General features: G+C 71.0%; 4 protein-coding genes and 1 pseudogene. 3 read left to right on the top strand and 2 right to left on the bottom strand.

The genetic code is table 11. The features are described from left to right. Positions 1 to 1,016: 1,016 nt before the first annotated feature. The gene (locus D1643_RS08650; RefSeq protein WP_160710247.1) at positions 1,017 to 1,976 is read right to left on the bottom strand and encodes a hypothetical protein; all 960 of its coding nucleotides are present in this window, start codon (positions 1,974 to 1,976) and stop codon (positions 1,017 to 1,019) included. A gap of 828 nt (positions 1,977 to 2,804) precedes the next feature. Between D1643_RS08650 and priA the strand changes: the two genes are divergently transcribed. The 3 genes from priA (at position 2,805) to D1643_RS08635 (ending at position 8,252) form a co-directional block, all read left to right on the top strand. Beyond that, positions 2,805 to 5,648 (top strand): primosomal protein N', encoded by a 2,844-nt coding sequence (gene priA / locus D1643_RS08645; RefSeq protein ID WP_160710246.1) that lies wholly within the window; start codon positions 2,805 to 2,807, stop codon positions 5,646 to 5,648. A 240-nt stretch (positions 5,649 to 5,888) separates the two neighbouring features. Next, positions 5,889 to 7,217 (top strand): hypothetical protein, encoded by a 1,329-nt coding sequence (locus D1643_RS08640; protein ID WP_160710245.1) that lies wholly within the window; start codon positions 5,889 to 5,891, stop codon positions 7,215 to 7,217. 66 nt (positions 7,218 to 7,283) lie between these two features. Continuing rightward, entirely contained in the window at positions 7,284 to 8,252 is a 969-nt protein-coding gene (locus D1643_RS08635) for an FHA domain-containing protein (RefSeq protein ID WP_160710244.1), read from the top strand. A gap of 50 nt (positions 8,253 to 8,302) precedes the next feature. On the opposite strand, the pseudogene D1643_RS08630 reads toward D1643_RS08635, so the two are convergent. Then, positions 8,303 to 9,396 (bottom strand): annotated as a pseudogene (locus D1643_RS08630) (hypothetical protein); the annotation flags it as partial.

The raw sequence follows: 9,396 nt of genomic DNA, 5'->3' as shown, positions 1-9,396 counted from the left end.
GCGCCCCCCCGCAGCCGCGGAGCCTTGGCGCGTTGGCGCCGGGCGAGGCGATCGGCGGGCGTTGGGTGCGAGCGGACGTGTTGGCGCGGGGCACGGGCGCTGGTGCGGGGCGCCGGCGGTGGCCGCGGGCTGGTGAGGCTGCGCCAACCCCGCGGCCGCGGAGCCTTGGCGTGTTGGCGCGCTGGTGCAGGGCGCCAGGCGCGGGCGATTTGGGATTTCTGGCCAATTTTGTCACGACTTACGCTGATCGTCCCCCAATTACTGCGCGACTGCTGGGCTTCGGTTTGCGTATCCCCAGGTCGGAAAAGGGGAGCGGAGGAGACTACTCCATCGGGGCGCCTTATTTAGCGTAAACCATGGGGAAAGTGGCCAGAAACCCTGAAAGCGCTTGCGTCTCCCACCTGCTGCCGTGGCTGGCTGCTTCAAGCGCTTGCGCCGTGCCGACAATGCCAGAATCGAGGGATTCGCCGTGACCTTTGTGCGAGTGATGCGATGACGGTGTCGGCTGCGAGTTGTGCGTCCTGCTGTCGTGGGGCCTGCGAGAAGGCCCCGTTATTCCGCAGCCGCGGCTCCGCTTCTGCTGTTGGCGGTGCCGGCGATCTCAGTCTGCGCCGGGGTGCTTGCGGTTGGGAGTGGCTGCGGCTCTGCTCGCTCTTGGTTGCGGGAGTTGGTGTCGGGCGTACGGCAGCGGAGGTGGCTGCGGGCCGCGCGGAAGGCGGCAAGCCGCGTCCGTGCCGACGGGCAGCCGTGATCTGCGCCACGCCCAACAGCCGGGTTTCTCTGATACCGCCGGACGGCCGCGAATCGTGCCGACGCCGCGCGGCCCCGCGGTTGCCGCGGCTTCGTCGGCCCCGCGTCTGCCCGGCGATGGCTTGCGGCCCCCTTGCCGCCTGGGCGCCCGATACCGGCCCCTCCCACCCAGGCGCGAGGGGCCCACGCGACCGCTGCGACCGGCCCGATGACTCTCCCTCCCGGGCGTGAGGGTCGCAGGCTTGTCCTCCTCTTTCGCCGCCCTATCAGGCGAAGAGCTCCGGCGGCAGGCCGTAGCCGCGGGGGAGCGCCTGCAGGGAGCGCCTGCGGGCGGGAAAGTCTGCCACGCGCGGGCGAATGCGCTCGTCGAGTGCGCGGGCTATCCGATAGGCGAGCTCGTCCAGGCTGCGTCGTCCGTAGAGGTGCCCGGAGGTGACGACGGCCACCGTCCAGCCGTCGGCCCCCATTCCCTCCCGGCGCATGATGTCGCGGGCGTGTTGGGCGATGGTGAGATGGGTCAAGTTGGAGTCGTACTCGACGGCGAGCCTCACGGTGGGCCAGGCGAGGTCGGCGCAGACCGTCGCCTGGCCCGCGAGCCGCTGCGCGCGGCCGGTGAGCGCGACCGTGTGGTTGAGGCGCGGTCGGCTGAGCGCCAGCCCGCCGAGGCGGTGGGGGAGCGAGAGCTGCAGGAACAGGTCGGCCTCCGCTGGCGAGCGCGCTCGGTCGGCAGCCAGGTCGACGGCGCGACGGGTCGTGCGTGACCCGGGCAGCGCCGAGTTGCGCGTGACGAAGGAGCGCACGGAGGCACAGGTGGTGAGCGGTGGGCGCAGCTCCAGCCCGTGCTCGGCCGGCTGGACGGCGGAGAGCCCGCAGAGTGCCATGATGGCCTTCGCGAGCTGCGCCTCGGGGCAGCGTCGTCCGATCTGGACAGCGCAGAGCTCGGGCGAGGCGGCGTAGATACCAGGCGCGACAGGCAGCAGGGCCCCGCGCGGGAGGCGGCGGTCGCAGCGATGGGGGATGAGTCGCTCACTCGGATGGAGGTTGGCCGCCACCATAAGATGGTAAGGGGGCGCGAGATGCGGCAGCGTGCGAGCGAGGTGGTCGAGCGCCGAGGCCGTTGGCCGGCTGTCGCGGCGCAGGTCCGTGACGCACGGCGCAGGAAGGGGCCGGCTGGCGGCCTGGAGCCAATGCTCGTAGGCGGTAGATCCGTAGAGAATCAGAACCATGGCGTTACATCTCCTCTGGTTCGGGCGGGTAGTATAGCAGCTGGCACCGCCAAAGGCGAGGGGCTTTCTCTCTCAACGGTGCCTCGTCGAAGGCGATCTGCCTCCTGGAAATGCCGTTCGCCGAGCGGCCGTCGGCAAGACGCGCGGTCTGTCAGCCGCCTGGACGGCGATGCCGCCGCCGACTGTCGGTACCGGACGGGAGCGTTGGCAGCTGTTCTCGGCGGCGTTTCTCGGATTTCTGGCCAATTTCGCCATGGTTTACGCTATTTCGTCCGCGAAAACAGGCGAGAAGGCGGATGGCTTCAGCGTTTTCCCAGGTCGCAGAAGCCTGCTTGCTGTCAAGGAGGAAAGAGACAGCGGAAAACGTGGTGAAATTGGCCAGAAACCTGTCTGGTGGCGTGGGTGGCTGTGCGGCATCCCGGGGAAGGGGCCTTCGGCTTGGCGTCGCCCCCAGCTTGGTAGGCGCTTAGCCGGTCGGGCGGGCGAGCCGGCCGCGCCACGGCGGCATCGGTTCGGACTCGGCCCCGCCGTGGCGTGGCGCCGTTGTCCGATGCGTCCCCCCGCGCCGCTACCCGTCCGCTCCGGCACCGCCGCCTTGCTGCCCACCCGGCGGCCACACTGTTACCCGTCCGCCCGATCCGGCGCCCCAGCCTGGTCGCTATCGGCTCTGAGGGACGGGCCCATTGCGCTCGTGACCGGTTCCCCTGGCGTCCCTCCTCCTTGCTGGCCGCGAAGGCCGCCGTGAGGCGCCATTCGTCTCTGCCAATCGGATGTCGCGCGCCGGCGGGTCGGGCTGGCGTGGCGGGTGCCTGCGGTATACTGGCGGGCATGGAAATCGCCTCGGTCATACTCGACATACCCACCCAGGCCCTTGACGCGCCCTACACCTACCTCGTCCCCGATGCGCTGCGGGCTGAGGGGCGTCCGGTTGAGGTGGGCTGTGCTGTGCTCGTGCCCTTCGGCCATCGCAAGGCCGTCGGCTTCATCGTCGGCCTAGATAATGTGGAAGACGAGGTGCCGGCTGCGGATGAGGGATCGGCGAGCGGGGAGCCGGGAGAGGCCGGCGACCTGTGGGCTGGGACGCTCTGGGGCGCGGGCGACGCCTCGGCCGGGCGTCCCGCGGCCCTCGGGGACGGCCCTGGCTCGGAGCCCGCGCACCCGATCGGCCTTGGCAGGCCCGGCGCGCGAGGCGCCTCCCGCGCTGCGGCCGCCGACGCGGGGGAGGCCCACTTCGGGTTCGGGGCGCAGTACGAGGCCTCGGCGGCGGAGGCGCGACGCGAGCGCGCGGCCGTCGCCGGCATGGACCTCGCGCGCCTCAAGCCCGTCGAGCGCGTGCTCTCCAAGCCCTACTTCGACGAGGAGGGCGCCGCCTGTGCCCGCTACCTTGCCGAGCGCTACGTCGCGCCGCTGTCGGCCTGCGTGCGCCTGTTCACGCCCCCCGGCGGCGTTCCGCGCCTGGTGCGCGGCGCCCATGGCGGCTGGCGGCTGGAGGAGCCGGCGGTGGGGGAGGTAGACGACCGCTGGGCCACGCTTCTGCCCGCCGCAGCCGACTTCACCCCGCGTAAGAACGCGGTGAAGCAGATCGGCGTCATCGAGGCTCTGCGTCGCGGCGATTTGCGCGTGGCTGAGCTGGCTTTGGAGTTCGGCTCGGTCGGCTCCACGCTCAAGGCCCTGGCGGATAAGGGCGTCGTGCGCATCGAGCATCGTCGGCGCATGCGTGGCTTCGACGGTGCGGCCGCCGGCCCCTCTGCCTCCTGCGCCGCGGGCTCAGGCGCTGCGACCCGGGGCCTCGCGCCCGACCCTGCGCCTGCGTCCGCACCGAAGGCGGCCCATCCCGCCGCGCTTGCGCTATCGGCCGGAATGGCCGCTGCATCGGAATCCGAGGACATCGCGCTCGACGGCGCGACCATCCCCGGCATCGCCTTCGCCTCCGCGGGCGCCCCTGCGGCCCCCACGCCCGACGACTCGCGCGACCCCGCGTCCGCGGCCCCCGCCCCGGCCAGCGGCGAGGCCACGGACCGCCCGGCCCTCACTCCCGGCCAAGCCGCCGCGCTCGAGGCCATCGACGAGGCGCGCGCGGCGGCGTCGGGCCAGGTGGTCCTTGTGGACGGCGTCACCGGGTCGGGCAAGACCGAGGTGTACCTGCGCGCCATCGAGCGCGTGCTCGCCGCCGGCCGCACCGCCATCGTCCTCGTGCCCGAGATCTCCCTCACGCCCCAGACGGTGGGCCGCTTCCGGGGTCGCTTCGGCGACGCGGTGGCTGTCATGCACTCGCGCATGAGCCAGGGCGAGCGCTACGACCAATGGGACTTCATCCGCTCGGGCGCGGCCCGCGTGGTGGTGGGCGCCCGCAGCGCCCTGTTCACGCCGCTCGCCAACGTGGGCCTCATCGTCATCGACGAGGAGCACGAGGGCTCCTACAAGCAGGACTCGGCCCCGCGCTACCAGGCCCGCGACGTGGCCGAGTGGATGATGCGCCGGGCCGGCGGGGCGCTCGTGCTCGGATCGGCCACGCCTTCGGTGGAGGCGCTCCACGCCGCCGCCACCCGCGAGGGCTGGCGGCAGGTGGCCCTGCCCGAGCGCGCTAACGGACGGCCGCTTCCCCAGGTGGAGGTGGTGGACATGGCCGCCGAGTTCAAGGGGGGCTCGCGAGCCATGTTCTCGGGCCGGCTCACCCGCGCCCTAGGCGAGGAGCTCGCGAAGGGGCGCAAGGCGGTCCTGCTCCTCAACCAGCGCGGCTTCGCGAAGTTCCTGCTGTGCCGCGACTGCGGGTTCGTCCCGGAGTGCCCCTCGTGCTCCACGTCGCTGGCCTACCACGAGTCCGACCGCACGCTGCGCTGCCACCATTGCGACTACCGCGTGCCCGCGCCGCCTACCTGCCCCGAGTGCGGCAGCCCCTACCTCAAGAAGTTCGGCGCCGGCACCCAGCGGGTGGAGGCCGAGCTGCGGGCGCTTTTGGACGGGCTGCCCGGCGTGGGGCCGCAGGTGCCGGTCATCCGCATGGACGCCGACACCACTCGGGCCAAGGGCGCCCACCAGCGGCTGCTCGAGCAGTTCGCCGCCGCCGACGCCGCGGTGCTCCTGGGCACGCAGATGATCGCCAAGGGCCTCGACTTCGACGACGTGACCCTCGTGGGCGTCATCAACGCCGACACTCAGCTCCACCTGCCTGACTACCGGGCCGGCGAGCGCACCTTCGACCTCATCGAGCAGGTGGCCGGCCGCGCCGGACGCGCCGAGCTGCCCGGCCGCGTGCTCGTGCAGACCTACGAGGCCGACGCCGTGGCCATCCGCGCCGCCGCCCGCTACGACCGCGCGCTGTTCCTGCGCGCCGAGCTGCCCAAGCGCCGGGCACTCGGCTACCCGCCCTACGTTCGCATGGCCAACGTGCTCGTGTGGGGCGCTGACGAGCAGGCCGTTGCCCGCGCCGCCGAGGAGCTGCGCGCCCAGCTCGAGCGCCTCGTGCGCGACCACGGCGGCGAGGGCTGGCTCGTGCTGCCCGCCACCCCCTGCGTCTTGGGCAAGCTGCGCAACGCCTACCGCTGGCACGTGGTGGTGAAGGCCCCGCCTGACGCCGACATCTCCACCGTCCTCACGCGCCTGTTCCGCGCTCGCAAGGCCGATCCTCAGGTCAACGTGGCCGTGGACGTGGACCCGGTGGACCTGCTGTAGCGCCGCGCGCCGCCATTTGTTGCGCAACTCCCTCGGCGCGCCCTGGGTTACAATCGAAACCGTTGAAGCGCAACGGTGAGAAACCCCAGGTTATCCGCGAAAAACGAGAGGAGGCGCCGTGGTTGCACGTCACAGGCGCCGCCTGCCCTCCGCGGCCTGCGGCCGCTGGGTCCTCCTCGCCCCCGCATCCCCGCCGGGCGCGCCCGCCCGCGGCGCCTGGCCCTGCCCGAAGGGCCGCCCGTGAGCGGCGAGGAGCTTCGCGCGCGAGAGGGGGAGGGCGCCCGCGCCGACGGCCGCCGCGCCTCGGAGGAGGGGCTCGCCGGCAGCGCGGCGGCATCCGTGCCCGGCGGCGGAGCGTGGCGCCTCGCGTACGTGACCGACCTTGAGCTGCCCCATCCCCTGGACGCGGCCGGCCGCGATGCCTGCCTGCGCCGTCTCTCCGCGCTGTTTTTGGACGACGCCTGCGCGCGGCGCGGCGGCCTGGGGCGCGTGACCCGCGCCGTCAACGCAACAGGGGAGCCCTTCGCCGTGAAGGCCCTCGTCCTGCCCGACGACGGTCCTGGCGACCCGGCGCGTCGGGCGGAGATCGTCCGCCGTGCCTTCGACGAGGAATACGAGAGCCAGCGCCGGCTCGTCGGGCTCGAGGGGTTCCCACAGCTCTATGGCCGGGGGATGGTGGACGGGAAGCCGGTCATCATCATGGAATGGGTGGAGGGCGAGACCCTTGAGCACGCAGCCCGGGCCCTGGCGGTGGATGATGACGGGCGCCTGTCGCCCCTGACAGCGGCGCGGCTGGGTCGTGACCTGTTCGAGCTGCTTGTGCGCATGGATCAGAAGGCGGGCGGCCTCGCCCATCGGGATCTGTCGCCGGCCAACGTGATGGTGCGCACGAGGGAGCTGCCCCTGGCCGATCAGGCGGAGGCGGGCGCCTTCGACCTGCGCATCGTCGACTTCGGATCATCGGCGCTGGCGCAGCGGCGCGAGACCTCGCTCACCGAGGGATTCGGCGCGCCGCGCGGGGCCACGCCCGACTACGCGCCGCCGGAGATGCTCACCGACGACGTGCCCCAGGCCCCGCACGCGCGCGTGTCGCCGGCAGTGGACGTGTACGCCGCCGCGAGCGTCGTCTACGGGCTCGCGTGCGGGAGGCCGCCCTTCGACCTGGGCGCGGAGGGCGAGGTGCGCTCGCCCTACCGCTGCAAGACCGAGGACGCCCCGGCGCCCCTGCGCACGGCCCACGACGCCGCGCCCGATCTGGCCGCGGTGCTGCGGCGTGAGCCGGAGGTGGCCGCCGCAGCGGCGTCTGCGTCTGACGAAGGGCTGCTGCGCGCGGCGCTCGCGTCGGCGGATGCCCGGCTGGGGGCCGTGATACTGCCGTGCCTCGTCGTCGATCAGGCCGCGCGCCCGTCAGCCGTGACTGTCCGCGATGGACTGGCGGCACTGTGCCGGGACTACGCGGACTTGGTGCGCCGCGCTCTGGGCGGGGGAACCCCCGATCTCGCCCCCGCCGGCGGCGCACCCTGCGACGGGGGGGGGGTGCGCCCTCCCCGGATTCCTCGGGCCCGCTGAGGCGCCCGCATCCCGGTAACGTCGCCGCTTCCGAACGACCCTAGGCCCCCAAGAGGAGATGCCCCCATGACCCCGACCGACACCACCCCCTGCTTCACGCTGTTCGACGTGCTCAAGTCCCGTGGCGGCATCAGCTACAAGGACACCGCCGCCATGGTGCTCTCCGGCAAGCCCCTGAGCGACGGGCGCAGCCCCGTGAGCCGCGTGGACGACCGCACCTGGGTGTCGCGCGCGGTGGTGCACGCGCCGGCCGGCTCGCTCCCGGACCGCTACTTCTGCGACTTTCCCACGAGCGCCCTGCGCATCGTCGCGCGGTTGAAGTCCCAGAAGGGCGGCTCGATGACGGGCGAGGACATCCTGACGATGCTGCGCGGAGACGCCCAGCGCCCCATGGAGCGCTCGCTGGCCGCGTGCCATCAGAGCGCGGCGCTCTACCGCAACGCGATGGGGCGCGTGGCCGAGGCTCCGGGGCTCACGGCGGACGAGCACGCCGAGGCGGCCATGGTGCTGTTCGTGGCCGCCGGCTGCTCAGCGGACGCGCGGCGGGCGTCGGCGGCGGCGCTCGACTTCATGCGCACGGCCCACGGCGGAGGAGCGGTGACGCCGGCTCCGGGCCTGGGCGAGCCGCCGACGGGCGAGGGCGTGGGTCGGGAGCCGGTTCTGGGGCTGCTGCGCCTGGTCGGGGGCTCGCCGAGCGGCGCGCCCCATTGGCTGGCGCCGGGGCCGGAGGGGACGGTCGTCGGAGCGCTCGCCACCGAGGAGGGGGCGCTCAACGACGTGGGCCCCACGGTGTCCGCCCGCCATCTGCGCATCCGCCGCGACGAGGCCGGGCGCTGGCTGGCCGAGGGCCTTGGCTCGCGCAACGGCACCATGCTCGTGGGCGGCCAAGACGGTCGCCACGTGACGGTGGAGCTCCCCCAGTCCGCCCGCGACGCCGAGGCCGTTCCCGCTCCCATCGAGATCCACCCCGGCGACCAGCTCATCCTCGGCGAGGAGACCGCCTTCCTCGTGCTGGAGGGATATCCCGAGGCGTAGAGAAGGCCGACGCTGAGCGCCGGCCTTCTCTGACGATGAGGGCGATTGGCTTAGACGAGATCCTTTCGTATCCATGCCCCGTTTCCGTCTTTAATTCCCCATGCCTCGATTTTCGACATGTCGGCCACGTCTCCGGAGCCGCAAGAAAGCACTTTGAGGGAAGGCAGCGCCGAAGGGTCAAAAGTCTGTAGATTATTATCCGAGATGCTTATTGTCAGAAGCTTATCGCAGCCTCTGAGTGAGAGAGAGGCAATCTTATTGTGTGCGCAGTTGAGTTCTCGGAGGCTGCCGCAGCCATCTGCGTCAAGGGCCGTAAGGTTATTATCGTAGCAATTCAGCACAGCGAGGGCGGTGCAGCCGCTGATGTCAAGGGAGGCAAGGGCGTTATTGGTGCAGTCGACGCTCTTGAGGGCTGAGAGCCCTTCAAGAGAAAGAGAAGTAAGCCTATTGCGATTGATGTTTACCTCTTCAAGTTTCGAGCATGATGAGAGATCGAGCGTTTTTATCACAGCATTGGAATCGAGCCCGAAATGCGTGAGATTAGGACAGCCTGTCAAGTCCAGGGCTGAGAGTCGGCCAATTCGGCCGCCTGTTACGCCCGCTTGGTTGATGTAGAGCGCTTTCAGAGAGGGGCATTCCCCGATGTCCAGGGTTTCAAGCTCCTGCATGTCTATGACAACTTCCGTGAGCGTAGTCGAGGGCTCAATGCGTATGGAGGTTAATTCAGTAGAAGAGAGGTTCGCTTTATCGGTATCGAGAGAAGCGCTGACAACAGGGAGTCCGTCAATGCTGTTGGGTATGGTGAGCTCCCTTTGAGAGCCTTGATAGGCATCGATAACAATGCCACCACCGACGAGCACGTTATTTTTGTAATACCGCACGCCAGTGCAGATGAAGTCGTTCCCCATGTCCTGTCGGTTGAAGACGTCCGACCTGTCAAAGTCCGTCGGCTCGACGGGCAGGTTGGGCTCGCTCGGCTGGCTCGGGTTGCTCGGCTCGTCCGGCGTGCTCGGGTTGCCCGGGGTCGTCGGGCCCTCCGCGTCCCCGGGGCCGCCGGGCCTGAAGGAGCCCTGGTAGCCCGGGACCCACTTGCCGTCGGGGCCCACGAAGCAGCCCACCCACTCGTTGACGGCCATGGAGCCGT

This window comes from Enterorhabdus sp. P55, assembly GCF_009911695.1.
In the GTDB taxonomy this organism is placed as follows: Bacteria; Actinomycetota; Coriobacteriia; order Coriobacteriales; family Eggerthellaceae; genus Enterorhabdus.
This window is presented reverse-complemented; position numbering and strand designations above follow the sequence as displayed.

Excerpts from the sequence above, each read along its gene's own strand:
- D1643_RS08635 (WP_160710244.1), top strand. The coding sequence starts at position 7,284 with ATGACCCCGACCGACACCACCCCCTGCTTCACGCTGTTCGACGTGCTC.
- priA (WP_160710246.1), top strand. The coding sequence starts at position 2,805 with ATGGAAATCGCCTCGGTCATACTCGACATACCCACCCAGGCCCTTGAC.
- D1643_RS08650 (WP_160710247.1), bottom strand. The coding sequence starts at position 1,976 with ATGGTTCTGATTCTCTACGGATCTACCGCCTACGAGCATTGGCTCCAG.